Below are 26,069 nucleotides of genomic sequence, written 5' to 3'. Positions count from 1 at the left end.
CACTGTACTTCAATCGCTTTCGTATCGGATTATATTTAATTTACGTTAAACGACATTTTGAGATAGATATTTAGGTATTCAATTTTATAGGAACGAGCAGGATCATTGTACTTTCTTGATACATCTTTGTAGTAAGACCATTATTTTTAGATTTTATATGGAATTTCTAGAAATGTTAATAGGAAATCCGGCTAAAAGAATTAATTCGGAAATAAAAGTTTTAAATGAGAATATTTTTACGGTTGTAGAAAACATACATCTTCACCCAATGTTTTTGTTAAACCGACAGAAGCAGACTCAGAGGAAATTTTGAAATGATTCAGTCTTTCGTGATAAAAATCGTGTTAGTTTCCACATTCTAAAATTTGCTGTAAAATTTGAATTTGTAATAGTTCCCTAGTCGCATTTGGATTCATTAGTCTTTTGAAATTTTTCAGTAATTTAAAATCGTGTTAGTTCCCACAAGATCATTGATATTAGAATTGTTGAAAAATTAATTCTCTATGGGCTTTCGTTGTATGGAAACGGTCGATTGAAGCGTTTTGTTAATTGTTGCTATGGAATTTTTCAACAACTCTAATATATGAATTTGAACGTTTTTTCGTGTTATTCAAATTTCTGTATGAGTTCCTACATTTTGAAATTTTAGAGAGTCTAGTTTTAAGATAGAAATCATGATGATTCTAAAGTAGTTCCTACAAAAATTGCTGTCTTGGATCTTTGTCGTTCGGCTATGAATTCCGATCCAAGCTGATAAGAATAAAGCTTTCTAAACAATCTATCTTTTTTGCTTGTACTTTTGTCCAGGCGCTCTATCTTCAACGTATGCAGAATTCCGATTCTGGTAAAAAAACCTTTTTGATTGGGATTACTGGAATGATCGGAGGAGGTAAAAGTACCGCGACTAAAATTTTGGAAGAAATGGGATGTTTTGGAATCAATGCAGATCGTTTGGCCAAACGTTATACAGAACCAGATTCTCCTATTTTAATCGAACTTGTGGAACTTTTAGGAAGTGAGATTTTAGATGAGCAAGGAAAACCGGATAGGAAAAAAATTTCGGAAATTGTTTTTAATAATCCGAAAAAATTGTCAAGACTGAATCAATTGATTCATCCTTTGGTTAGAAAAGATTTTCAAAAAATTTTAGAAACGACTGCAAAAGGAAAAATGGTAATTTGGGAAGTTCCACTTTTGTTTGAAACTGACGCTTATACTCTCTGCGACGCAACCGTAACCGTGGATTCCGATCCTGAAGAATCAATTTTAAGAACAATTTCAAGGGACAAAGTGAAAAAAGAAGACGTTTTAGCTAGAATCAAAAACCAACTTCCTCTTACGGAAAAACTAAAAAGAGCCGATTATATACTTAGAAACAGAGGGAATATAGATTCTCTGAGAGAAGAATGTAAAAGTTTATACTCCACTTTATTGGGAAAAATGTTATGAAAGAAAAAATTTTTTATGTGATCAATTTGGATAATAAGAGAATTCTAATTTTATCCACGTTCTTAATCGGATTGCTTTTCTCATTCTTTTTATTAGGAGTATCGGTCGGTAAAAAACGCGCGGCTGATTCTGGGGTAGATTCTCTAACGTTAAACGAAAACAAAAATCAGGAGATTCAAAGTTCGATTCCTTTTGCTGAACCTGGTCAAATCCCAACTGAAAGTAATTATAAAGTTGCCTCTGCTGAAATTCCACAGGCAAACACGAATTTACCTTCTAATACAAATTCTCAAGATTCAGTGACTTTTAAAAACATTCCTCCAGCTACGGAAGTTATTGATTTAAAAAGAACTAAAGCAAGCTCAACTAATGTGGAAAAGGAAAGTCACTCTTCGATTGAAACTCTTTCGGTTAAGGAGCCAGAAGAGTCTAAAACCTCTAAAAAAATCAAACGAAACGAAGAGAAACAATCTAAACGAGTTTCTATCAAATCCTCATCCGACGAAGAATCAGATAAATTTACGCTTCAAGTGGCCGCATTTAAAGAAAAAGAAAAAGCGGATGAATTAGCAAAATCGATTTCAAATACGGTGAAAAAAATAAAAGCAAACGTCAAAAGATCCAGAAACGGATATTATACGGTTCGGTTCGGATCGGACTCCTCTAAAAAAGGAGCGGAAAACCTTGCAAAATTTTTGCCAGCTAAATTGAGATCCGGAGCCATCGTAGTCAAGGATTGATTTTTATATTGACCTAAGTTACGTAGCCTACGAAATCTGTTTCTGAATTAAGAATGGATCAACAGGTGTTAGAGCTAACGCGTAAAGCGGTTGTTCGCGCGACTATCGAGAGGCTTCGTACAACTTATTCGGATCTTCTTGTTGTCAAAGGATACGATGGGATTCCGGATTTTTTCGAGTTCAATTTATATTCTCCTTCAAACAAAGAAGAAAGAGATAACGCTTTAGAAAGTCTTTATGAGAAATTGAAAACGGTCGCTGGTAAATCTATGACCGAAAACATTCATCAGATCATTCTGTTAAATCGTTTGACTGACTCTTTGGATTATGACACTGCAAAGGTTGTGATCGAAAACAATCTCATCGAAGATGGTAAAATTTCTAGAAATAATCTATATGCAGCAATGGGCGAAGCAAATCGTTTTGACGAAAGAAAAACCCAAATCCAAATGGTTGGTAATACTCTTAAATTCTTTTTTTCCCTTTCTAAACTTCCTATGATCAAACTTGTGATGGCTCCGATTAAGGTTGCCGCTTCTATGGTAGGTGCAAATTCTTTGGTCGAAACGATGGAAGCAGGATATGAGTTGTCCAGCAAGATCAAGGATCTAAATCCTTTTATAGATGCGTTTCTGGATAGAGAGATTCGTCTGATCACAAAATTAGAGACTGGGCATCCTGTTGGAGAACTTGCTAATTGACGTGAGTTCCGGAGTAAGGAATTCGAATGATTTATTTTTCTGAAAAAGTTGGAATCTGAACTTTGCAGATCGATTCTTTAAATGTGGGAACTACCACAATTTATAAAATAAAAGTTTATAACAATTCAATCTGTCGTATTCCAGTGCGGGAACTACCACAAAACTTAGGTTTATCTGTAAAGTGATGTAGGAACTATTACAAACCACGATTTTAGAGACAAATTTTAAAATTGTAGGAACTCACACTTTTAGAAAATTCTTTCTTACACCAAACTCACATTAATTAGTTCGTGTTTGGCGTAGAAAAAACTTTGCTCTTACACATTCTAAAATCTTGAAAATTATACTGTGAAATATGGTTTTTTTGGGAGTTCCCACATTTTTAGGTGCAAAATTTATTATAAAAAAATAATATTCTTTCAAGTTAGGCTTGGTATTTGAAAATTATAATTTTACATTTTTAAAGCGTTAAAAATTGTAATTTTGAAGTTTTAGAAAAAATTCAGCGTTATTTTAAATGTGAATTCTATATAAGTAAAAATAGAATATTCTAATCGTATTTTTCAGGATCTATCTGTAAAAAATATAATTTGTAGTAATTACTATAATTCCAAAGTTCAATCTAAAACTGTAATAGTTCCCACATTTTTAGGTTTTAAGGCAATTTCTAACTGTCCTAAGAGAATCAATTTGTTGTTTTGTGAGAAATAAATTGATTTAGTAAGTCTGCTATTTCTTCCTTGTGAAAGGGCTTACTGAGATATTGGTCGATTCCCGAGGCCATACAATCTTCCTTATCCGTTTGACTAGCATTAGCCGTCATTGCAATGATATAAGGACGAATGGATGAATCGTTTTGTTGTGTTAGGATTTTAGCGGCTTCGATTCCGTTCAGTTCTGGCATCTGAATGTCTAAAAATAAAACGTCTGTTTTATACATTTTTATGTGATGAAGCGCTTCTATTCCATTGGAAACGATTACAGGTTTGTAACCTAGTTTTTCCAAAATCTTTTTGATTAGCATTTGATTGGTTTCGTTGTCTTCTGCCACTAGAATATTTAGATTTTGAATCTCTATATTTTGGGTCGCTTTTTTAGGTTCAAAATTTACTTCTGATTTTTCGGCGAGTGGAATTTGTCCCGAAATTTCAAAAACACTTCCTTGATTAATAATGCTCCGCGCAGTTAATTTTAAATTCATCATCTCTGAAAGGTTTTTGCTGATTGAAAGACCTAGTCCGGTTCCTCCATATTTTCTGGAAACAGACGTGTCTACTTGTCTGTAGGCTTGGAATAATTCTTTAAGCTTTTGTTCCGGTATTCCAACGCCGGTGTCCTTTATTCGAATTTGTATGTCACAATGTTTTAAGTCGGATTTGAAATCGAATTCGATCAATACACTTCCTTTTTCGGTGAACTTGATGGCATTGGAAATAAGATTGACTAAGATCTGTTTAAATCTGTGCGGATCTGTAGATACGATCGAGTGAGAGGGTTGTTTTCCTACTAATTTAAATTCTATATTTTTACGTTTTGCATCCGCCTCAAAAAGATGAAATACGTCTTTTAACAAATCTATCAGATCAAAAGCTATGATTTCAATTTTCATATTGAATGATTCTAATTTAGAAAAATCTAATATATCGTTTAAAAGATTGAGTAATAACTTGCCGCTTCTCTGGATCGTATCTACGTATTCTTTTTGTTCTTGTTGTAATTCCGTTTCCGATAAAAGACCAGAAACTCCTAAAATTCCGTGAACTGGAGTACGAATTTCGTGGCTCATGTTTGCAAAAAACAGACTTTTAGATTTTTGTAATTCTTCTTCTTTCTTTTGAATCAGTAATAGTTCTATATTTTTTTTATTTAGTTCAAAGTTATAGATAATTTGATTTGATAACGCTTTTAGAATGACTCTTTGTTTAGGATTTAAATGTTTCGGTTGTGAGTCGAACACACAAAGTGTTCCTATATTAAAACCATCCGGAGTTTTTAAGGGGGCTCCCACGTAAAAACGGATGTAGGGGGGACCTAAAACGGAGGGTTTATTCTTAAATATTTCGTTTTCCAGAGCATCTTCTATTTCTAAAAGATCGTCCTTCATGATTGCATATTGACAAAAGGAAATTTTTCTAGGAGCTTCGGATTCTTGCATTCCCAATTTCGATTTAAACCAAAGTCGGTTTGTATCGACTAACGAAATCAAGGCCATCGAAGAATTGCAAATATACGCTGCTATTTGAGTTAATGAATCAAATTTTTCCTCCGAAGCCGTGTCTAGGATTTGATAAGAATGTAGAGCGCGGAGTCTTGCCGTCTCGTTAAGTGGAATAGGAACTGAATGGTTGTTTGAAGTATTCACTGGAACTAAACCGAAAACATTTTCACTAAAAACTAATATTAGGCAAGAGGAATTTTGATCGGAAAACTAAATTCGGATAATTTGAAAATGTTTTGGAAAACCACTTTCATCCTGATACAAACAATTTTGTAATTGCCTCATTTCTTTGTAAATTCTTCCTCTAATCCCGGAAGCAAATATTTTTTCTATAAAGTGATAAGGAAGCTTAAGTTTAGAATGATTTGTGAACGTTATTTTTGTTCCTCGATCTGTGATTTGAAAAGTATAAATATCCCTTTGATCGATGAGCGAACTTTGGATTTCCATAATCATTCTAGAATTAGGAATCCATTCTTTTGCAGAATAGTTTGCCTTAAGTTTGAAGGGTCCAAAAGAATAAAGTAGTTCATAAATTGGAAAGCTATTTCCGTTTTTGGAAAGAATTGGAGATACATTGGAAATTTTATCTCCCCAGTAAATTAAGTTTCTAAAATCCGCCACGAATTGAAACGTATCGTCTAAAGAATATGAAACTAAAAAAGTTACAGTAGTCGTTATCATTTTTTTGTAACCTTAAAATCTGTCTAAGAAATATTTGTATTGCGACCAGAGTGTCTAGGAGTGTGCGATTTATGAATTTAAGAAAAGTGAAAACAATCAGACCGTCATTGAGAACAATGGAAGGAGGAGGTTTCCCCGTTCGCAGACCTTTTCCTGTTCAAGATTTAATTCATTTAGATCCTTTTCTGTTATTAGACGAAATGGGACCTGTAGAATACAAACCTGGTAAAGCAATTGGAGCACCAGAACATCCGCATAGAGGTTTTGAGACGGTCACTTATTTATTATCCGGAGAAATGGAGCACCGGGATTCTTGGGGAAACTATGGTAAACTGAAACCAGGAGACGTTCAATGGATGACTGCAGGTTCTGGTTTGGTTCATTCCGAATTGCCTTCGAATGAATTTCAGAAAAACGGTGGTTGGATGCATGGTTTTCAATTGTGGGTTAATCTTCCTTCTTCCCAAAAAATGAGTCGTCCTAGATACCAAGACACTCCTTCAGAAAGAATTCCTGAAGTTGAAACGTCTGATGGAAAAACTAAAATTAGAGTGATTGCCGGAGAAGTATTTGGAACAAAAGCGGTGATCGAAACTAAGATTCCGATTCTATACTATCATTTTCATCTTATTCCTGGCGCAGACGTTTCCGTTCCAATTCCTGAATCATACAATGTGTTTGCTTTTCCATTTTCAGGAGATGGTATTTTATATGCTCAAGAAGGAAAGGTTACTTTAAAAGAAGGGGAGATGGTTTGGTTTGAAAGAGGAGAAGGAGACATTCGATTCTTTTTGCCGGAGGATTCTTCGAATGGTTGGGAATTCCTTTTGATAGGAGGGCAACCAGTGGAGGAACCGGTCGCGAGATACGGTCCTTTTGTGATGAACACTCAGGAAGAAATTTATCAGGCATTTCACGATTTTCAATCTGGTAAGATGGGGAATATTGATTCGTAAAAAATTCTATACTTCTCACCTTGCAAAAGTTTTGAAAAGGGGTATCATTACCTAAAAACCTGGGGGTAAGTTATGGATCGTTGGCTAAAAGATCATCGGGATTGGTTGGTTGATTTCCTGCGAATTTATCTGGGAGGAGTTTTGATTTATAAAGGTCTGGAATTTTTATACGATACGGACGCGTTGATTCGTTTGATGGAGATGAATAACGCACCAATGGCGTCTACGTTACTCGCTCATTATATCGTAATTGCACATATCTGCGGAGGAGTTTTGCTTTTATCAGGATTATTAACTCGTTTTGCGGCGATTCTTCAAGTTCCGGTATTGATCGGGGCAGTTTTATTTATCCACGCTAAAGAAGGGTTTATGGCACCGGGATCCAATCTTCCGTATGCCGCGATGATTCTTTTATTACTTTTCCATTTTTCTTTATATGGATCTGGAAGAATTTCAGCGGATTATTATATCGAAACTCATAAGAGCGTTTAGATGTAAAAAGAACTTCTATAAAATAAATTTTTAATTTGATGACGGTCGTAAAACGACGATTTTACGAAAAAATTCTATTGTAGAAGTTCCTACATTTTATTATTAAGAGTTTTTCCCAAAACCGTCCAATGTAGGAACTACTACAAAAATTTAACGACATTAGAACTAATCGAAAGTTCACAAATTACCAAATGCGACCTAATTTGTAGGACTACTGTATAATATTAAAAATTTCTAAAGAATGATCGCGTAAAATTCTTTGAGGTTTTGGAGCAAGCTCTAAAGACTTGATCAAAGATCTTGAGACAAGTTTAAAATTGAATTTTTCTGTAAAAATAAAATGTGGGAACTCCCATATTTTTAGCCTTTAAATATTAGAGTTGTTGAAAAATTCCATAACGGCATTTAACAAAATTGCTTTAATAGATTATTTCATGAAACAGAAGTAAAATGGAGAAATTTATTTTTCAATAATTCTATTCAAATCAATATAAAACACAAAATAAGTATAATCCATTTGATTCTACGATTTTGAAATGTGGGAACTCATACAAAATTGAACAAGATTAGAATTGCTTGAAAGTTCACAAATTACCAAATGTGACTAATTTGTAGGAACTACTGTATAATATTAAAAATTTCTAAAGAATGATCGCATAAAATTCTTTGAGGTTTTGGGACAAACTCTTAATCGCAAAACTTTTGGTTTCAATACAAAAATTGGTAACTTATTATATAGTTTCTGAATTCAAAAACGTATCTTAACGTGAGCAGGGCGTAAGAAAACGAGAAAGAATTTTCTAAAAGTATGAGTTCCTATAATTTAAGAATTTGTTTGTAAAATCGTGATTTGCAGTAGTTCCCACATTTTAAAAATCGAGATCACAACTTTTTTAGAAAAAAAACCAGGATTTCTCCTTACGTCGAACTCACGTTATCTTACCAGTTCAAACCGATTCCAAATTTTGCAGAATATTCTTGTAAGGACCAGATATGTCTTTCCTTTTCGCTGAATAGATTTTTTAAACTTCCGTATGTTTTAGAATAAGAGTCGTAATTTGTAGCAACTAATTCTGTTAAAAGATAAACTCGATCTGTTATAAAGTAACGGGAGCCAATTATTAAACTTGTTTGAAAAAGTTTAGAATTGGAAACTGAGTCTCTTCCATATCCGAACGAAATTCTAACATATGGATCCAATATAGAATTTTCTAAAAAATGGTAAGAAAAATGCACGTTAAACGTCATTGCCTTCATTAATTCGTTATTGCGATAAGTAAAATAAGGAAAGGCTGTTTCCCATTTTGTTAGTTGATCAAATGAAACGTTCTGAAAAGAGGAATCAGTAAGACGAGCAAATCCAGTGACTAATAAAAAATCAAATTTTGAAAAGGAAAGATTAGACGCTTGAAATTGGGATTGATTGAGACTAAATCCAATTCCAAATTTTGATTTTATTAAATACTCAAATAAGAACGAAGAATTTTGTCCGGCAATTTTTGGTTTGGGCGCTTGGTCAAATAAGTATGCGCTTAACAATTTATCTTCGGTTGAACCAATTCCACTTGCATAGTATCCAAAAATTTCAGAGTTACCATATGTAAAATCCCGATTCATTGAGTTTGGATCGATTTTATTTGGATTGGTTTTTAGATAATCGAATCCCTCTCCATAAGTAAGTTCAAAAAAAAGGGGGCCTCTTTTTGTTTCTGCTGTCATTTCAGTACAAATGAAAATGACAAAGAAAAGTGAAATTATTTTTTTCATTTTAAAACCTTTTTGTAAGATAACAATAAAAATACCATTCATTCTTTGAGTAAATATAAATGTCAGAATAATAATTAAGCATTTGTAAAATCTAAAGATTACAAAGATTTTAATGTGGAGAATTATTACTGGAGTTTACAAACCTCTAAATTTTGTGGGAACTTCACAGTCTTTATTAGAAATTTCTAAAGTATTATCATTTATACTTTTTGAGATTTTGGGAAAGTTTTTAATACTCACTAAAAATTTCGTCTAAAACGCGAAAATACCAGCAAGCCCCTTTCCAGTTTTCCAGAAAACCGTTATGTCCCCCGAAATCTTGAATAGATATTCTTACGTTTCGATTTGGATGGAGAGAAAGAAAGGATTCTCCTCGAATAATTGGATCGTCTTTTGCGGTTAAGATGGTAGTTGGAATTAAAATTTGAGAGAGTTCTTTTTCTCCTAAAGTATAGGTTCCGAAATAATGATCTAGATCCTTAAATTCTTCGGTAGAGTTTATCATCTTTTCGGTCATTTTCATTACGGACTTTTCCTTTAAAATTTTATCATAAGGAATCAAAGCAGGAAAATGTTTCTGTTTTTTTAATATTGATTGTTTCCATTTTTTAAGAAAGTATCTGCCTATGATGAGCTTTTGGTCCATTAGAATTGTTGCATCTTTCGGATGAATTGCGGGTGATATGGCAATACACTCTTTAAGTTGTTTGATTTTATTTTTCGATTGAGAATGAAGTCTAGCAATCCTAAGAGTAAAATTTCCTCCTAAAGAAAAACCGATGATAAAAATGGGAATCCCTTTATCAGCAAACGTTACAACTTTAAGAACGGCTTCGTATGTTTCTTCCAGCAAACTTCCGTTAAACGGTTCTGGATTGAGGTGGTGTGTTTCTCCGTGGTCTCTATAGTTTAAACGAAAAATATTATATTTTTTTTCATAAAAGTAGTTAGAAGTTTTCAAGATATAAGTTGAATTAACGCTGCCTTCCCAACCGTGTAATAGAATCAAAAACCCTTTTGGTTTTTGATTTTTTTGTTTGCTTAGGTAACCTTCTAGTCTTACTCCTTTTCCGACGTCTAAGATCATTTTTTCTGTATTTTTTAAGAAGGTCATTTCTTTTGGTAGGTTCCATTTTAAGGAAGCGAGAGCCGTTTGTATAAAAGGGGATTTTAAAATTCCACTCGGAGTGAATTTTGGAGTTTTGAGTTTTTTAAGATTCAAATTGTTTGAGATCATCTGTTTGTTTTAAAAATGTTTTTTAGACTATCGGTTGTATAATTCTTTCTATCTATTACGCTGATAATAATTCATCTGAGTTTGGTTAAAAGAATTTGATAAAATTTTCTAAAAGTATGGTTAGTTTCATTTTCAAGATTTATCTTTAAAATTTGCATTTATAGTAATCTCCACATTCGTTTTTATTTTTTCGAGATAAAACGAACTTTTATAAAACGGGTTCCTTACAATGAACTTGCGTTAATTATTTCCAAGCTATCAGAATTTATCTTAAAAACGAACTTAGGAGTATTTTAAAATTTGTTTGAAAATAAAATAGAAGCTTTTGATACGGCTTTCTATAGAAAAAAAGTCGCTTTTAGAACAGTTTCTAAAAATATACCAACAGCACGTCATTTTGTGAAGTTGGGAGTCTGTAGTAAGTGAAGAATCTATTGAGTCTTTTATATTCTTTTTTGGTTTTATTTCGGTTTGGATTCTTTGCGTTAATTCTGTTTTTCTTATATTCTTGTACAAGTTTAGAATTGGGTTCAGTAAGAGGAGGACAGTTTACTACTGATCCTCAAAAGAATTCTAATTTGGATGGTTGTAAATCGATTGGTAAAAAACATCAATGGTATGTTTTATTTGGTTCGATTCCTATCAATAAGATCAATTATTCGGAAATTATACCGGATCAAAATCGAACTTATCGAGTGAGTTTGAAAACTACCTGGTTGGACGGAATCCTCAGCACTTTCTTGGGAGTTGCTGCTTCCGTTACTCGTAAAACCATCGATGCAGAAAGTTGTGATCCTAAAGAGATTGCTTCTTCTAAAGTGCTTCCTGTTTCTAATCCTCCAACTGAAAAACAGGAAAAAGAAGTTTCTAAAATTGATACTGCAAAGATCAAAGAAGATTATATTAGACAAAATGAAAGACAATGGAAAGAAGAATTGCAAGAAAGGATTCATTCTTCTTTTAAAGAGGAATTGGACAATACTTGGAATAAGGAAGTAAAACAATCTAAAAATCTTTCTCTTTTGTATTTAAAGTCAGGTGAAGTTGCAAAAGGTACCGTTACTCGTATGGATGGAGATGGAGTGCGTTTGTTTTATAAAGGTAAAGAAAGAACTTTTCGTCGTTCGGACATACAAAGAGTTCGGTTTCAAGATTAAGTAGATCCAATGGCGAATAACGTTCTAATGTTTTCTTTAAGAATTTTTCTTTTGTTTTTTTTCTTTTTAAGTTTTAGCTCTGCTTGTTATTTGAATCCTGTTTTTAAGGATTTAGTTTCTTCCGATGAAAAAGAAGAATCTTTAATTCCTTTGTTATTGATCTTATCTTCGACTGCGGTTTCTCCTCCAGTGATCCAAGGAGAAACGATCTTTTTCCCATCTACCGGTCTTACTTGGATGAGATGTTCTAGAGGTCAGACCTACAACGCCTCTTCCGATTCTTGTACTGGTTTTTTAGTTTCTCCTCAGTATTGTTCTAGTTTAGACAACCAATGTAATGGAACTTCGGGAGGTACTTTAATTTCTGGATCTGCTTTCGATTCTTGTTCCACTTTCCAGGTTTCCGGTAAGTCTGCAACTTGGAGAGTTCCTACACATTCCGAATTAAAGGGAATTATATTTTGTTCGAACGGAACGGATCTGACCCAGTCACAGGATTATTCTAAAACCTGTGCTTCTTCTGGAACCAGTTATGAAGCTCCTACAATTCGAAAGGATTGGTTTCCTGGAAATCCTACTGGAAGTCTAATTGAATTTTGGAGTAGCACGAGTGATCCTCAGAATTCTGCAGTTGCTTGGAAGGTAAATTTTACGAACGGTTCTACAAACATTACTTCTCCAAAAAATGTTTCCGGGTATCTTCGTTGTGTGAGTAATTCTCGTTGATGGTCTTATAGTGAAATTGGTTGGAGTTTGGTCTAAAAGCAGAATGACCGAGTAACCACCTACTGTGAGTTCGGTGTAAGAAAATGAGAAAGTATTTTCTAAAAGTATGAGTTCCTACAATTTTAGAATTTGTTCTTAAAACTGTGATTCGTGGTAGTTCCCACATCATTTACGGATAAACCTAGGTTTCCTGCACTTGAATACGGCAGATTCAATTGTTATAAGCTTCTATTTTATAAATTGTGGTAGTTTCCACATTTTAGGAATCGATCTGTAAAGTTCAAATTTTTTCAGAAAAATAAATCATGAGTTTCTTACGCCGAACTCACGTTAAGAATAGATCTGGAAAGCTCAGATCCCAACTTTTTTTCAGAAAAATGGATTACGGATTTTATACACCGAATTTACGTTAGTTAGTAATTGTTGCCTTCTGGGAAAATAACTCAGAACTATATAATAAAATCCCCAATATTTGGGGCTAAAGTAGGGTTTTTACAATAGAAATTTATGGTACTCAATTTTATAGAAATCAGTGACGTATTGAATTAAAGAGTATTGTACTTTTATTCAGAAAATGAAATGTTCAATTTTGCCGCAAAACGTTTCTTCATTATTTCCTTCAAAGGTTCACTTTTCTTAGAGGATTTTTCATCTTCTATTTGATGCTAAATTCAGGGACTAAGACAAACTGTGTATAGATTTTGTAATTTAACACTTCATTATAAATAAAATGAGTTTAGTATAAAACTGAACTTTTACCAAGTGCTTGTTCTCGGATCTTAAAAATGTAGGAACTACTACTTTTCTGATTTTTCCACAGACTCACGTTTGATAGTGAACTTTCAAAATCTCTAAGGTGTTGGAATGAGACGTAATCTGTGGGAACTACCCCAACTTTAAAATATCCAATTTTTTTTACGAAAAAATAAACTTATAAGAGAAACGATTTTTGCCCACGACTGTAGAATGCACTGAAATTATCTTTTTAAACGACGTTTTGTCAGTAATGTAGAATCATTCTGATCTCGATTTTGTAATTAGAAACCCTTCAAAAATTTAGAACTTGTCCCAAATTCTAAATACCGATCCTTAGGGAGGTGTTTGCTTGAGTTACTTCGAGCGACCGTAGAAGTGAGACGCTGAGTTGCCGCCGATCCTTAGAGGTTTTGCTGAGTTTTTCGAAAGTGAAATTGAGTTTCATAAAAATGTGGGAACTACTATGAAAATTTAACGAGATTAGAACGGTTCGAAAGTTCACAAATTGCTAAATGCGATCTAAATTTGTAAGAACTACTGCATTTGATTCAAAATTTCTAAAGAATGATCGTGTAGAAATTCTTTGAGGTTTTGGGCAAGCTTTAAAAAGTTTCCTGCATAAAGAATACAAAAGATTGGTTTGTAAAAAAATAGATTCTTTTTAATGATTAGAGTAGTTCCCACAATTCAGTAGATTTGAATATTCCGTATATCAAATTAATAAGTTAAAATACATTTATAATCTTTAACTTTTAGAATTTAGAACACCTTGACACATTCTGTAGGAACTTCCAGATAACTACTTTGGTATAGAAAATTCTTAGTTGATGAAAAACAAATAATTCAAAAATTGTTTCCAATTTAGAAAAATCTTATAGTTTCTACGCTTTGGTCAGCCGGTAAAATTAGGAGGTTCACAAAATGAACTTAGCTTCGCTTTCGATTCAAAGACCGATTTTCGTCACTTGTACGGTCTTACTCATCCTGGTCGCGGGATACCTTTCTTTGAGCAAATTGGGGGTAGATTTATTTCCCAATGTAACGATTCCGGTCGTGACCGTAACCGTGCCTTATCCAGGTGCGGCGCCTAATGAAATCGAAACACTAATTGCAAAACCGGTTGAAGACGAACTATCTACGATTTCGGGAGTGAAAAGGGTCAGAGCGGTCTGTAACGAAGGAGTGGGGACCGTTATTGTAGAGTTTACTCTGGAAACTGATGTAAAGTATGCAGAACAACAGGTTCGAGATAAAGTATCTAGTGTTAAACCGAAATTACCAAATGATGCAAAAGAACCAGTCATTCGAAGAATCGATCCAGCGGACCAACCGATCGTAATCATTGCACTAAGAGCTGAATTACCAGATGCGGAACTTTATGATATTGCTAATGAAGAAGTGAAGCAGATTCTTCTTTCTACCAAAGACGTAGGAAACGTAACCATCTACGGAGGACGTAAAAGAGAAATTCACGTAGAACTGGATCGAAACAAACTCAAAGAACATATGATTCCAGCTTCAGTTGTGTCTAATCGACTTGCTTCGGGAGGAATGAACATCCCCGCCGGAAAAGTAAGTAAAACCGATAAGGAACTTGTATATAGAACGATCAATGAATTCCAATCTCCAGAGGAAATCAGAGACACTCCTATCTCTCTTTTTGGAAATGAAGTTCCTATTAAAATTGGACAATTGGGCGAAGTCAAAGATACAGTTGAAGACGAAACCTCTCGCGCTTATCTAAACGGTCGAAAAGCCGTTTTTCTCATGGTATATAAACAGTCCGGGTCCAATACGGTTGCGGTTGCACAATCTGTAAAAAAGAAAGTCTTAGAAATCAATCAAGATCTTTCGAAACGTAACGGTTCACCTGAGTTGACGTCTACGAATGATTCTTCTGTAACGATCGACAACAATATCTATGATGTAAAAGAAACGATTATCATTGGAATCATACTTACGATCATCGTAGTGTTATTATTCTTAGGAAGTGTTCGTTCTACTTTGATTACTGGACTTGCACTTCCAAACTCTTTGTTAGGCGCGTTTATTTTGATGGCGATTGCTGGTTTTACCGTAAACGTGATGACTCTTTTGGCTCTCAGCCTTGCGGTTGGACTTCTTATCGACGATGCGATTGTAGTTCGAGAAAATATTTTCAGACACAGAGAAATGGGAAAAACTGCGAGAGAGGCTTCTATCGAAGGCACCAAAGAAGTAACACTTGCGGTAATTGCTACTACGATGACGGTGATTGCGGTTTTTATGCCGATTGCATTTATCAGCGGAATTGTGGGACAGTTCTTAAGAGAATTTGGATTGACTGTATGTTTTGCTCTTCTCATTTCTCTTTATGACGCGCTTACGATTGCTCCTATGTTGTCTGCATATTTTGGTGGAAAGGTAGGAAATCACGCACATAATTCTTCCGAATCGATTCCTGAAATCACAACCAAAGCAGTCAAAGGAAAAACAAAAGGCGCTACTACTACGCTGGAAGAGATTGCTTATTCTAAAATCCGTTCTCAGAATAAAACTTCCAGAGGAATTTTATCCACCGTATTTTCTCCTATTGTGTTCATTTTAGGAAAGTTAGAAGTAGGACTAGATTCTATATTAAGTATTTTTAATGTTTTTCAATCTTGGTTAGAAGAAAAATACGCTTCCGTTTTAAAATTCACTTTAAAAAGACCTTTTTTTATACTTTCTGGAGCGATTTTAATTTTCGTAGTTAGTTTGGTTTTGACTAAGTTTATTCCAAAAACGTTTCTTCCTGCTCAGGATGAGGGTAAATTTACAGTGACTTTGGATATGCCACCCGGAACGTCCTTGGAAAAAATGTCTCAGATTGCTCTTCAAGTAGACCAAAAGATTCGTTCTTATAAGGAAATCAAAATTGTTTCCATGTTTAACACGAACCGTAGTACGAATATGTTCGTAGAAATGGTTCCTTCCAGAGATAGGAAGATGAACACAACTCAGTTTAAAGCGTTTCTTCGTAATGAATTGGCGGAATTTTCTTATGCCAATCCGATCGTAAAGGACGTAGACAATGTGGGAGGAGGACAAAGACCTTTTACTCTAACAGTCAGCGGTCAAAAGAGAGAAGTTGTAGAAGACTATGCTAAGAAGTTGTTCGAACGTCTTCAAAAATCTCCGGCGCTTTTAGACGTAGATACGAGTTATCGAACGGGAGCTCCTGAGTTTAGAGTGGTTCCGGATCGAGAAAAGGAAGTACTTTTAGGAGTTCCTGGAACGATTATAGGAACTGAATTGAGAACTCTTGTAGAAGGAACTACACCTGCGGTTTATAGAGAAAATGGAGTTGAGTATGATATTCGAGTTCGACTGAAGGATTCTCAAAGAGATTTAAAGGAAAATTTTTATAGTTCTTTTGTACCTAACTTTAACAATAGATTGATTCCAATTCAAAACGTAGCAAAGGCGGAAGAATCCACTGGTCTTGCAACGATCAATCGTCTCAACCGAAATAAGGCCGTGGAAATTTATGCAGATGTAAATCCAAAAGGTCCTGAAATGGGAGGAGCTATGGAAGAAGTTACAAAGATCAGTCAGATTGAAATTCCTCTTCCTTCCGGTGTAAAGATCGGCTATTCTGGACAGGCAGAAAGTTTTAAAGAGATGGGAGTTTCTATGGCGATCGCCATGGGACTTGGGATTTTATTTATCTACATGGTTCTTGCTTCTCTTTACGAAAGTTTTATCACTCCGATTGCGATCATGCTCGTATTACCTCTTGCGCTTTGTGGAGCTTTTATCGCTCTTTTTATTACCCAAAAATCCTTGGATATTTTTTCTATGATTGGGCTGATTATGTTGATCGGTGTCGCTACCAAGAACTCAATTCTTCTTGTGGACTTTACGAATCAATTGTTGTCACAAGGTAAAGAAATGAAAGAAGCGATTATCGAAGCGGGAAGAGAAAGATTGAGACCGATTTTGATGACTTCTTTTGCTCTTATCGCGGGAATGTTACCGATTGCAATCGGGTTGAACGAAGCTTCTCGTCAAAGAACGAGTATGGGAGTTGCGATCATTGGTGGATTGATTTCTTCTACGATACTTACTTTAGTGGTGGTTCCTGCAGCATTTTCTTATATAGAAAAACTGAATCAAATGGTAAGAAGAAATTCTCCGAATCCTGATGCGTAAGTAGTTCATAAGTAATGAATAAGAATTTGCTCTCGCCGTTTATGATTTAATTGATTTTGAATTTTTGTCGAATTTAAAAAAAGAGTTTCATAAATGGCGCGAGTGAGTGAAAATGAAAGTGATGGATCAGGACGAAGTGAAACACCGTATTATGGATAAAGCACTTGAGCTTTTTCTAAAGTATGGATATGCAAAAACTAAAATGGAAGAAATTGCAAGGGTCCTGAAAATTTCACGTAAGACTTTGTATAAACATTTCGAAAATAAAAATCATCTTCTATTTGAGATTCTTTCCCATAAACATAACTTGATGAGTTCTACTTTAGAAAAGATCAGTGAAGATGATTCTTTATCTGTGCATGAAAAGATTCAAGCTATCAATGAATTTAAAATTAGTCAGTTTCCCACTGGAGCGAATGAGTTCATTTTAGAAATTAGAGATCAGGCTCCAGATCACTACGCTTATATCAAAGAAGTGAGAATGGAATCTGTTGCTAAATCGGTTCAGGCTCTTGTAAAACAAGGGATTGAAAAAGGAGAAATTCGTAAGGACTTAAATCCTACGATTTTTGCGGCGCTTTTAAATTCTGCGATCGAAATGACCGCAACTCCAGAACTTCTTTTAAATTCTCCTTATTCGATGATGCAATTGCAGGGAGAAATTCACGGAATTTTATTTTATGGAATTATGAATTCATCCGAAACTCAATCCGTAGAAAAAGTTTCAAGTGATTAGAGTGTATCTTTGTGGTTAAAAAATGTAATAGTTCCCACATTTTAATGTTTTAGAATCAATTCTAAATTGTGGTAGTTCCCACAGATTAAGTCTTTTTAGCAAGGTATAAAATTTTTAACAGTTCCTAGGTTCATCTTTTATAGAAAAATTCAGTTTTATAAAAGAGCACTCGACTCTTGCTGTGAAGTAAATTAAGAAAAACCTTATAAATCGATTTCTAATTTGATTGAGGTTTTAAATTGAATTTTATCTATTAAATTTTCGTAGTAGTTCCCACGGATTAAGTCCCTTTAGTAAGGTATAAAATTTTTAACAGTTCTACTTGTTATTAACGTGAGGAGGGTGTAACAAAACGAGAAAGAATCTTCTAAAAGTATGAGTTCCTACAATTTTAGAATTTGTTCGTAAAATCATGATTTGCAGTAGTTCCCACATTTTAGGAATTGAGATCACAATTTTTTATTAGAAAAATAAACTATGGATTTCTTACGTCCAACTCACGTGTTATTAGAGTTTTGCCATTATTACCATATTCTGAAATTTAAAAATAACCTATTCTCTCTTGAGAGAAGTTCTGCAAGCCTGTAAATACCAAGCAGACGCAGAGTCAGTAGGATATTCCGATAAAACATCCCTAAAATGATTGAAAGCGAAAGTATATTCTTCTTCAAAAAAATGAAAAACTCCTTTTTCAAATTTACTTTTTGTCTTAAAAAATTGTTCCGCTTCGTCGCTTTCTGTATCACAAAATTCTAATATAGAAAGATCTTCTTTTTTTCCTCTTACAAATGTTCTACCGAGATAACGATATAGAAATTGGGAAGGATCTTTTAAAGAAGAAAACGCAGTTTCACTCAAAAGTATTTTTGCCCCGTAATTTTTAGTAAGACCTTCTATGCGGGACGTTGTGTTTACCGTATCCGAAATTACGGTTACCTCCATCCGGTTTTGGGAACCGATTGTACCTAACATAACAGGTCCCTTATGAAGGGCGATCCCTGTTTCGATTGGCTTATAACCTTGGCGATCCCGATCTGCATTGTATAATTTCAATTGACGATGCATTTCGATAGCAGCCATCAAACCGTCTTCCGCGTTTGTTTCGAAAAGTGCCATAATCGCGTCTCCGATAAACTTATCGATGGTTCCGGAATATTTTTCAATTGCTAGTGTCATTCTTTCTAAGTAAGAGTTTAGAAAATTAAAATTTTCTTGTGGATTCATACTTTCAGAAAGTTCAGTAAAAGAACGAATATCGGAAAATAAAACGGTCATTTCTTTTTGAATTTGATCACCGAGTGCAACTTGTATCACTTCGTTTTTTCCCAAAAGATGAATGAGTTTAGAAGGGACAAATCTTGCAAAGGATTCGTTCAGTTTGGCTTGTTTTTCGATCGAATCGTTTTGTTCTCGGATCAATTCTTTTTGAGTTTCTTGTTTTTCTTTAATCAAAATAGAAATTCTATCTCCAAGTCCTAAAGAAAGTAAAGTTACTTCCAAACCAGAACCGATTTGCATACTATATTCCGTAACAAAAGAAACTGGAATGGCTCCTATAGTTTTTAATGCGTAGAACGCTCCTCCTAAAAGTAAGGCGGAGAATGCGATCATAAAATAACGAGCAGGACGAAAACCTGACATCAACGCTTTTATTCCCGAAGCCAGTATGGAGATTGCAGTTAAAAGACCTAAGATTGCGACCTGCAATGCTCCTTGAGTTAGGTTCACAAAAAAAGAAGAGAACGAAGCCATTGCACAAAGAATGATTAAAACATGATTGTACTTGTGTAGGGTGGGAAACGTGTTCTTTGTATCCAAAAAGTCTCTTGTAAAAAGTAAAATACTAAATTCCAAAAGACCGGCCAAGAACGGATTCATTCGTCTAGCTCCCCAGGAAAATTCTGGCCAAAGATATTCGTAGGCGAATCCATATTGAGACATCAAAAAAATAGCAAAACAAAGAATATAAAAAACGTAAAAAAAATAACTTTTGTCCCTTACCGTGAGTAAGAGAAATAAGTTATATACAGCCATGGCGATCAGAATTCCGAAATAAATCCCGTTAATATATTGAATATCTCTAATATTCTTATAGAATGCATCAGGTTCCCAAAGAATCAGAGGCATTTGCATACTGTCTTCGTTTTTAAATCGAAGATAAAAAGTGGATACACCTGGAGGAGCATGAATTGGAAACACGAAGGTATGACTTTCGATAGGCCTATCCGTAAAAGGTTTTTCTATTCCTACGATAGTTTGTTGGTAGGTGCCATTTTCGGGAGAATATAGAATTACCTCGTCGATCAATGGAAACGTAATTTCTAAAAGTTTTTCTTTGAAAGTTTCTTCAGGATTGTTAAACGAAAACTTCAACCAATAAGCGGATTTAGTAAATCCGAAAGAAGGATTTGTTTGGTTGGATTGTTGAAATTCTTTGTTTTGAACGGATTCAATTGTCAAACTGGAATCCTGATCTTCTAAAATTTGAGAGTAAATTCCAAGGCGAACTTGATTCTCGTTCCAAGGAATCGTTTCAGCAAATGTGGGTAACGTAAGAAGGATCGGAAATACAATTCTTAAAATTTTTATTATTTTCATATCACTTCTCCGATCCTTCCTTCAGGTTATGGCGGATGTTTGTCGCCATCGAGCAAGGGACGAACTAAAATTTATTTCAAGAATTTCTAAATACTGTTTTAAACAAAGATAAAGTATTTTTGAAATGGCTTCCAATTTACATATTCAAAAATAAAGAAATTTGAATCAGATAACTTCTCTTGAAACCTTGTTTTAGTTTGGACAAGATTTTATTTAGAATTATTTCGATAAGCAATCTGAATGAAAAATTTTTCGAATAAACATTTAAGAACTCATTTTAGTATTTCAAAACAAATTAAAAGATAAATGTGATTTTTAATTTTCTCTTAAGATAGAATAACGATAAATCATTCTTTTATTAGAATAAAACAATATGTTGTCTTTTAATTGTCTAATTTGAAACAAACTTGATGAATATCTGTTTGCAATTGCTCATAACTTTCATGTTTTTTATAAAATGAGAATTAGAATCGTAAACGATCTAAATTGGGTTAATCTTCTAAAAAAATTACTCAAAACTTTGTTTTTAAACTAGGGTTTATTGCGAAATTTACTATTGTATAAGGATCAGTTTAATAAGGTATTGTTTATAAACTTGAAAGACTCGCAATTATACTAATGACCTCTATAAAAATTAGGTACTATAATTTTTATTATAAAACCTCGTTTGGAAGCAAAATATTGATACTTATTTTATAGTTTTGAGTAAGATTTAAATTTTTTCTTTCGTATTTGAAAGTAAAGAGTTCTTCCAGAAGTAGTTTGTGAGATTAAAGAATAAGACAAAAAAATTTTTAACTCAATTTTGTTACAACGAAGATTTTAAGCAAAATTGAATCCTTAAAATTATTATGTTTCGATTTAAGATAAATTATAGTCGAACTTTTATTTTTTAGAAACTTTTATAAAATCCAAAAGGATGATCCTATTGCAAGAACATACGAAAAGAATACTATGTTTTGTTTTAAAAGTTAGAATCCAGGATCTTTCTCGAAAAAGTTATAAATTTCAGAATAGCAGCAATTTATAAAGCTTTATATTTTCACAAAAAATTCATCGTTCATTTTGATTGAGTTTTTGTAGTAAAATCAAATTTCTGCATGAAGTTTCCTTGGGTCTTCAAAGAAATTAAAAATTTATTTTGAACCTGCCTCAAAATTTAAATATTATAAAGATTTGATAATAGAAAGTATTGGAAAGTTTATAAATACCAGATGTGATGATTTTCGCGGTTTTTAATATTTTATTAGAAATTTCTAAAGAATTATCTTTGATACCTTTTAAAGTTTTAAGATAGGCCTTTTTTGATTACTAATCTTATAAAGTTGAATATCTAAATAGGATTGTTAAAAATTCCATAATGGAGATTAGCAAAACTACTTGAATCGTCCATTCCAATACAATGAAATAGATGGAGAATTCATTTTTTAACAATTCTATTACTGATCTCTATAAAATTGAATACTGTTAATTTTATCACAAAACACTGATTCCATGCAAAATATTAGGTACTTTATTACATAGCTATGAGTAATAAAATGATTTCACAAAATAAAAAAGTACTTTATGTCAATTAAAATTGATTGAAAATACGATCCTTTCTTGGAAAGGAAAGTTTTTCAATTTCTGGAAGTTTTAGTTTAGATACCTATTCAAAACTAAAAAAGAAAGAATATTTTTTTGCATATTCAAGATTTCTCAACTTCTTAAAGAACTAAAATTTTCATTTGATTTTCAAATCCGTCTTGCATAGTTTTACTTAATTCCTAATTTAAAGTTTATCTAGGAGGGTTTTGATTTTATGAAAATCAAATGGTTTATATTTGTTTTTTTGTTTAGCGTTAGCTGGCTTCAAGCGGAACCGTTTCAGTTAAAAAGTCCTGAATTGACATCGGTTAAATTAATTGCCAACGAACAAGTGTTTAATGGCTTTGGATGTTCTGGAGGGAATATTTCTCCTTCTCTATCTTGGACGGGTCTTCCGAAAGATACTAAAAGTATTGCGTTAACTGTGTATGATCCTGATGCTCCGACTGGAAGCGGGTGGTGGCACTGGGTGGTTTTTAATCTTCCATCTACGATTACTTCAATTCCAGCTAATGCTGGCAACTTGGAAAAAAACCTTCTTCCTAAAGAAGCGATTCAAAGTAGAACCGATTTTGGAACGTCTGGTTACGGCGGGCCTTGTCCTCCAAAAGGTCATAAGCCGCATCGTTATTATTTTACGGTGTACGCCCTTAAAGATAAAATCCCGGCGGATCAAAATTCTTCTGGAGCTTTGATCGGATTTTATATCAATCAACTTAAAATCGGCGAAGCACAGATTTTAGCAAAATACGGCAGATAAAAATTAAATAAAAAAGGATCTGTTTTTTGAGCAGATCCTTTTTTGAATATAACAAATCTTTTGGTTTAAGTTTGAACGTGTCTTTTTTATCAATTGCGTAAACTGTTCCTAAAAATCTCCATAAAACCCTAAAAAAATCGATATAATTTTGAAATGACTTCTTAATTTATAAATTCAAATTTTTTGAATATTCTAAAATATGAATTCTTTCTAAATTTCAAAGAAATAAAAGTTTTAAATAAAAATTATCTTAAGCCTATAAAGTATGTCAGTTAGTACGGATTGTATTTTTTGGAAAATTTATAAACTTTTAGAGAAAGTTAAAGATTGTATGTCTTATTGCATTTTCAACTTAAACACAATCTTTAAATGTCTATTTATAGAGTTTTTGAAAATTTCGTATCTAACATTAGTAAAATGGCATTATCCGTTTGCTTTTACTGATCTCTATAGAATTGAGTACCGTTAATTTTATCACAAAACGCTGGTTCCATACAAAATATTAGGTACTTTATTATATAGTTATGAATAATGGATAAGAAATAAAAGAAAAGTAATTTTCAACAATTCTAATATATTCTTATTGTATCTTTAGGTCGTTTAAATTTTCCGAATAACTTTAGCCGATTGTTTTAAATTTTTGAGATGTGCTTTTTATCAGAGGATGTTTAAATTTTTCCCTGAATAAATCTAGATTGGTTTTATATATAGATTATTGTTTGTAGGGAGTCATTTCCTAATCAACCAAATATAAAGTTCTATTTCGAGTTTAAAAAATAAATTCTTTACAATTTTGAAATCTCTTTGATACATTCCATTTCACAAGGACCATACGATGAAACAAATATCTGTTTTTTTCATTCTTCTGATTTGCGGAACTTCTGCATTTGCACAAAATAATTCTATTTGGCAAACCATTTTTGGCGGTGAACAATATAATGGATTGAAACCAAACGAATGTCCGGAGGAACTTCCATCCGGATTGGTTTCTTTAAAAGATGGAACTTATGTTGTTGTAGGCGCTTCTAACGATTGTTCCAGACAAGATACAAACCTTAAAATAGAACAGAAAAAATATAGTGCTGCTTGGTCTGCAAAAATTGATCCATTGGGGAATCCAGTTTGGTGGAAATATCTCTTTACAAGTGTTCCCATCGACATGGGAGGTTATACCGTTAGCGTTCACAATCACGATAGCGTTCGAGGAGAAAATCTTATAGCGACTCAAGATGGAGGTTTTATTACTTCAGGTTCGATTGGGAGCGGAACTTACAATCGAAAGATCGTATTCTCTAAATACGACGGACAAGGAAGTTTAGTTTCTGATAAAATTATAGAAGCAAAAGAAATTTGTGACGACGTTTGTGGATTTGAAGATCCGCATATATTTCATCTTCAAGAACTTGCCAATGAAAAATTTAGGGCGCTTGTTTCTGTTTCTTACAGAACAGAATCTACGGAGCAACATGGAAATACTACTACCGTAATAAGCGGAATTAAGACAGGATTCTTTTATACCCTTTTGAGTAAGGATGGCTCTGTTAAAAGTTCCAAACACATTCCAGATTTAGAATATGCTCCTAGTGCAACTACTTCTTATGAAGAAGGGATTGTTTTTGCAGTAAGAACGGATAACGTATCTGGGAGAGAATCTCAAAGAGACTTGGTTTTACATCGATATGATTCAGATGGAAAACCGCTTTGGAAAAAAAGATTCGGAAGTCCTAATATAGAAGATTTTGCAGTTTCTATCTTTAAACTTTCCGATGGGAATCTACTTTTATCCGGTGGTGTTTCAGGGCAAAATCATCAAGCGGTTTGGCTTTTGAAACTTTCTCCAAAAGGTGAGGTGATCTGGGAAACCAAACAAAGATTAGGTGGTCATAATTTTATGGGGCCTATTATAGAATCTCCAGATCAAGGTTTTTTCGGAGTTCTTTCTGATGGAGAAGGACCTATGATTTTAGTCAAATTCGATTCTAACGGGAAGAAAGTTTGGGAAAAAAAACATTCTCAAAGGCTTTATATGGCGAATAAGATTTTAAAAAACGACAAGGGTTATATTATTCTTTCTTATACTAAGAAAAAACCAGCTCAATATATAGATGCTCTTCTCATTCAAACGGATTGGGATGGAAATATTTCAAAGGAAGCCTTTCGAAAGAATTTTCCATAGAGGTAACAGGTATAAGAAACGGAGTTGAATTCAATTGAAATTTTCTCGTATAACGAGTGAACTTACATAGAGTGAAATTCATCTCAGATTCAATTGCAGGTTATTGTTTTGGTATATGTTAATAGTAGCATAACGTTTTGGTTGTTTTTTTATGAAAGTTGGAAATTCAACTTTCATATGCGGTTATTAGTTTAGTAATAAACTGATACTTTGTTTGCTGAGAAAATATTTTCGTTTTATTTACAGATCGAACTTTTGTATTTTGAGTGTGAAACTTTTGAGTTTTCGACATTCCTGGATGGCTCGTAAAAATTCAAATCTGTGTGAGTTCCCACAAATTATAGCTTAGGTCGGTTATAGACTTGTAAAAATCAGTATTTTAGGGGGATAAGCAGACGTTATTAAAAAAGAAGTAGTTCCTACATTTAAAACAGCTTCTTTATTATATCTGTATAAAAAATTTGTTTTATAAAGCCTAATTTTTCTGTAAAAAATCAAATGTGGGAACTTCCACCAGACAGTTCACTGATAAAAAACTGTTTTCCAAGTTAGGAGACTTAATCTGTGGGAACTCATACAAATTTAAGTTTTAGGGTAAAACTTTTTCCTTATGTTCAATTTATGCTAAGAGAACTATTTATAAAATCTAAAAAGAATCGTTATCCGATCAAATTTTTGCATAGAATTACCGTTTGCGATCAGCATAAAAATAAAAAACTACTTTATAAAGCTTTCATTAATTGAATTAAAAATTCATTTTATAAAAATTTTCTAATAAATTAACGTGAATCCGGTTGAGAAAAGATTTTCTAAAGATATGAGTTTCTGCAATTTTAGAATTTGTTAGTAAAATCGTGATTTGCGGTAGTTCCCACATTTTAGAAATCGAACTGCAAAATTTAAATTTCAACTTTTTCCAGAAAAATAAATTTCTTAAACTGAATTCTTAAGGTCATAGTGAAAATTTTTTATTATGTTAACGAGAATTTAGTATAAAGTGAAAGGGGCGATGCAAGGAATTCAGCAGAACGCTTTCTATCATAACCAACCCCACAAGTGTTATCTCAATATAAATCTGTCGAAATTACGACAAATCCTCTGTAAAACTTAGTTCCCATCCCACAACGCGACCCATAGGAAAGCGTTGTGCTGAGTT

17 protein-coding genes are annotated in these 26,069 nt (G+C 33.4%); 12 read left to right on the top strand and 5 right to left on the bottom strand.

Annotated features, from left to right (window positions below; all coding sequences use genetic code 11):
- Positions 1 to 825 precede the first annotated feature (825 nt).
- From coaE to BW942_RS15745, 3 genes are read left to right on the top strand one after another with little or no spacing between them, the layout of a single operon-like run.
- The gene (gene coaE / locus BW942_RS15755) at positions 826 to 1,449 is read left to right on the top strand and encodes a dephospho-CoA kinase (RefSeq protein ID WP_001181520.1); all 624 of its coding nucleotides are present in this window, start codon (positions 826 to 828) and stop codon (positions 1,447 to 1,449) included.
- Positions 1,446 to 2,189, top strand: a complete 744-nt coding sequence (locus BW942_RS15750; RefSeq protein ID WP_000659917.1) for an SPOR domain-containing protein — start codon at positions 1,446 to 1,448, stop codon at positions 2,187 to 2,189. The genes coaE and BW942_RS15750 overlap by 4 nt, the downstream gene beginning before the upstream one ends.
- A gap of 53 nt (positions 2,190 to 2,242) precedes the next feature.
- Entirely contained in the window at positions 2,243 to 2,890 is a 648-nt protein-coding gene (locus BW942_RS15745; protein ID WP_000372769.1) for an FFLEELY motif protein, read from the top strand.
- A 685-nt stretch (positions 2,891 to 3,575) separates the two neighbouring features.
- Here BW942_RS15745 and BW942_RS15740 read toward each other — a convergent pair.
- Together BW942_RS15740 and BW942_RS15735 are read right to left on the bottom strand one after the other, a co-directional pair.
- Positions 3,576 to 5,252 carry a GAF domain-containing hybrid sensor histidine kinase/response regulator gene (locus BW942_RS15740; protein ID WP_001098064.1) on the bottom strand — a complete coding sequence of 559 codons (1,677 nt, stop codon included), beginning with the start codon at positions 5,250 to 5,252 and terminating at the stop codon, positions 3,576 to 3,578.
- 66 nt (positions 5,253 to 5,318) lie between these two features.
- Positions 5,319 to 5,792: an LIC13081 family protein gene (locus BW942_RS15735; protein WP_000633627.1), complete on the bottom strand. Its 474-nt coding sequence runs from the start codon at positions 5,790 to 5,792 to the stop codon at positions 5,319 to 5,321.
- Positions 5,793 to 5,863: 71 nt separating this feature from the next.
- On the opposite strand from BW942_RS15735, the gene BW942_RS15730 reads away from it, so the two are divergent.
- Both BW942_RS15730 and BW942_RS15725 read left to right on the top strand, forming a co-directional pair.
- On the top strand, positions 5,864 to 6,748 hold the full coding sequence (locus BW942_RS15730) for a pirin family protein (RefSeq protein ID WP_001053462.1): 885 nt from the start codon (positions 5,864 to 5,866) through the stop codon (positions 6,746 to 6,748).
- Between the two features lie 72 nt (positions 6,749 to 6,820).
- Positions 6,821 to 7,240, top strand: coding sequence for a DoxX family protein (locus BW942_RS15725; RefSeq protein ID WP_000376389.1), 420 nt, complete (start codon positions 6,821 to 6,823; stop codon positions 7,238 to 7,240).
- A 939-nt stretch (positions 7,241 to 8,179) separates the two neighbouring features.
- Here BW942_RS15725 and BW942_RS15720 read toward each other — a convergent pair.
- Both BW942_RS15720 and BW942_RS15715 read right to left on the bottom strand, forming a co-directional pair.
- Complete coding sequence (locus BW942_RS15720; RefSeq protein WP_001013218.1) at positions 8,180 to 9,049, bottom strand: hypothetical protein; 870 nt, start codon at positions 9,047 to 9,049, stop codon at positions 8,180 to 8,182.
- 187 nt (positions 9,050 to 9,236) lie between these two features.
- Entirely contained in the window at positions 9,237 to 10,244 is a 1,008-nt protein-coding gene (locus BW942_RS15715) for a YheT family hydrolase (RefSeq protein WP_000625202.1), read from the bottom strand.
- A gap of 422 nt (positions 10,245 to 10,666) precedes the next feature.
- Here BW942_RS15715 and BW942_RS15710 point away from each other — a divergent pair, with 422 nt between their 5' ends.
- The 4 genes from BW942_RS15710 (at position 10,667) to BW942_RS15690 (ending at position 17,792) form a co-directional block, all read left to right on the top strand.
- Positions 10,667 to 11,401, top strand: a complete 735-nt coding sequence (locus BW942_RS15710) for an LIC_13076 family protein (protein WP_000793394.1) — start codon at positions 10,667 to 10,669, stop codon at positions 11,399 to 11,401.
- A 9-nt stretch (positions 11,402 to 11,410) separates the two neighbouring features.
- Positions 11,411 to 12,127 (top strand): Lcl C-terminal domain-containing protein, encoded by a 717-nt coding sequence (locus tag BW942_RS15705; RefSeq protein ID WP_000002920.1) that lies wholly within the window; start codon positions 11,411 to 11,413, stop codon positions 12,125 to 12,127.
- A gap of 1,677 nt (positions 12,128 to 13,804) precedes the next feature.
- A complete protein-coding gene (locus tag BW942_RS15695) occupies positions 13,805 to 17,056 on the top strand; it encodes an efflux RND transporter permease subunit (RefSeq protein ID WP_001046744.1) in 3,252 nt (1,083 codons plus the stop codon).
- Between the two features lie 112 nt (positions 17,057 to 17,168).
- Positions 17,169 to 17,792, top strand: a complete 624-nt coding sequence (locus BW942_RS15690; RefSeq protein ID WP_000866993.1) for a TetR/AcrR family transcriptional regulator — start codon at positions 17,169 to 17,171, stop codon at positions 17,790 to 17,792.
- A 552-nt stretch (positions 17,793 to 18,344) separates the two neighbouring features.
- On the opposite strand, the gene BW942_RS15685 is transcribed toward BW942_RS15690, so the two are convergent.
- A complete protein-coding gene (locus BW942_RS15685; protein WP_000691480.1) occupies positions 18,345 to 20,390 on the bottom strand; it encodes a guanylate cyclase in 2,046 nt (681 codons plus the stop codon).
- A 1,801-nt stretch (positions 20,391 to 22,191) separates the two neighbouring features.
- Here BW942_RS15685 and BW942_RS15680 point away from each other — a divergent pair.
- The 3 genes from BW942_RS15680 (at position 22,192) to BW942_RS15670 (ending at position 25,657) form a co-directional block, all read left to right on the top strand.
- On the top strand, positions 22,192 to 22,737 hold the full coding sequence (locus BW942_RS15680; RefSeq protein WP_000695952.1) for a YbhB/YbcL family Raf kinase inhibitor-like protein: 546 nt from the start codon (positions 22,192 to 22,194) through the stop codon (positions 22,735 to 22,737).
- Positions 22,738 to 23,572: 835 nt separating this feature from the next.
- On the top strand, positions 23,573 to 24,913 hold the full coding sequence (locus tag BW942_RS15675; protein ID WP_000809922.1) for a hypothetical protein: 1,341 nt from the start codon (positions 23,573 to 23,575) through the stop codon (positions 24,911 to 24,913).
- 564 nt (positions 24,914 to 25,477) lie between these two features.
- Entirely contained in the window at positions 25,478 to 25,657 is a 180-nt protein-coding gene (locus BW942_RS15670) for a hypothetical protein (protein ID WP_000536645.1), read from the top strand.
- Positions 25,658 to 26,069 lie beyond the last annotated feature (412 nt).

Origin of the sequence: Leptospira interrogans, from assembly GCF_900156205.1 — a bacterium.
Classification (GTDB): domain Bacteria; phylum Spirochaetota; class Leptospiria; order Leptospirales; family Leptospiraceae; genus Leptospira; species Leptospira interrogans.
The sequence above is the reverse complement of the archived record's forward strand: the minus strand, read 5'-3'. Positions and strand labels throughout refer to the sequence as shown.

What these genes read in the sequence shown, in the direction of transcription:
- BW942_RS15730 (WP_001053462.1), top strand. Translation starts at nt 5,864, where the DNA reads ATGAATTTAAGAAAAGTGAAAACAATCAGACCGTCATTGAGAACAATG.
- BW942_RS15705 (WP_000002920.1), top strand. Translation starts at nt 11,411, where the DNA reads ATGGCGAATAACGTTCTAATGTTTTCTTTAAGAATTTTTCTTTTGTTT.
- BW942_RS15725 (WP_000376389.1), top strand. Translation starts at nt 6,821, where the DNA reads ATGGATCGTTGGCTAAAAGATCATCGGGATTGGTTGGTTGATTTCCTG.
- BW942_RS15750 (WP_000659917.1), top strand. Translation starts at nt 1,446, where the DNA reads ATGAAAGAAAAAATTTTTTATGTGATCAATTTGGATAATAAGAGAATT.
- BW942_RS15715 (WP_000625202.1), bottom strand. Translation starts at nt 10,244, where the DNA reads ATGATCTCAAACAATTTGAATCTTAAAAAACTCAAAACTCCAAAATTC.
- BW942_RS15720 (WP_001013218.1), bottom strand. Translation starts at nt 9,049, where the DNA reads ATGAATGGTATTTTTATTGTTATCTTACAAAAAGGTTTTAAAATGAAA.
- BW942_RS15695 (WP_001046744.1), top strand. Translation starts at nt 13,805, where the DNA reads ATGAACTTAGCTTCGCTTTCGATTCAAAGACCGATTTTCGTCACTTGT.
- BW942_RS15685 (WP_000691480.1), bottom strand. Translation starts at nt 20,390, where the DNA reads ATGAAAATAATAAAAATTTTAAGAATTGTATTTCCGATCCTTCTTACG.
- BW942_RS15680 (WP_000695952.1), top strand. Translation starts at nt 22,192, where the DNA reads ATGAAAATCAAATGGTTTATATTTGTTTTTTTGTTTAGCGTTAGCTGG.
- BW942_RS15690 (WP_000866993.1), top strand. Translation starts at nt 17,169, where the DNA reads ATGAAAGTGATGGATCAGGACGAAGTGAAACACCGTATTATGGATAAA.
- BW942_RS15675 (WP_000809922.1), top strand. Translation starts at nt 23,573, where the DNA reads ATGAAACAAATATCTGTTTTTTTCATTCTTCTGATTTGCGGAACTTCT.
- BW942_RS15735 (WP_000633627.1), bottom strand. Translation starts at nt 5,792, where the DNA reads ATGATAACGACTACTGTAACTTTTTTAGTTTCATATTCTTTAGACGAT.
- BW942_RS15745 (WP_000372769.1), top strand. Translation starts at nt 2,243, where the DNA reads ATGGATCAACAGGTGTTAGAGCTAACGCGTAAAGCGGTTGTTCGCGCG.
- coaE (WP_001181520.1), top strand. Translation starts at nt 826, where the DNA reads ATGCAGAATTCCGATTCTGGTAAAAAAACCTTTTTGATTGGGATTACT.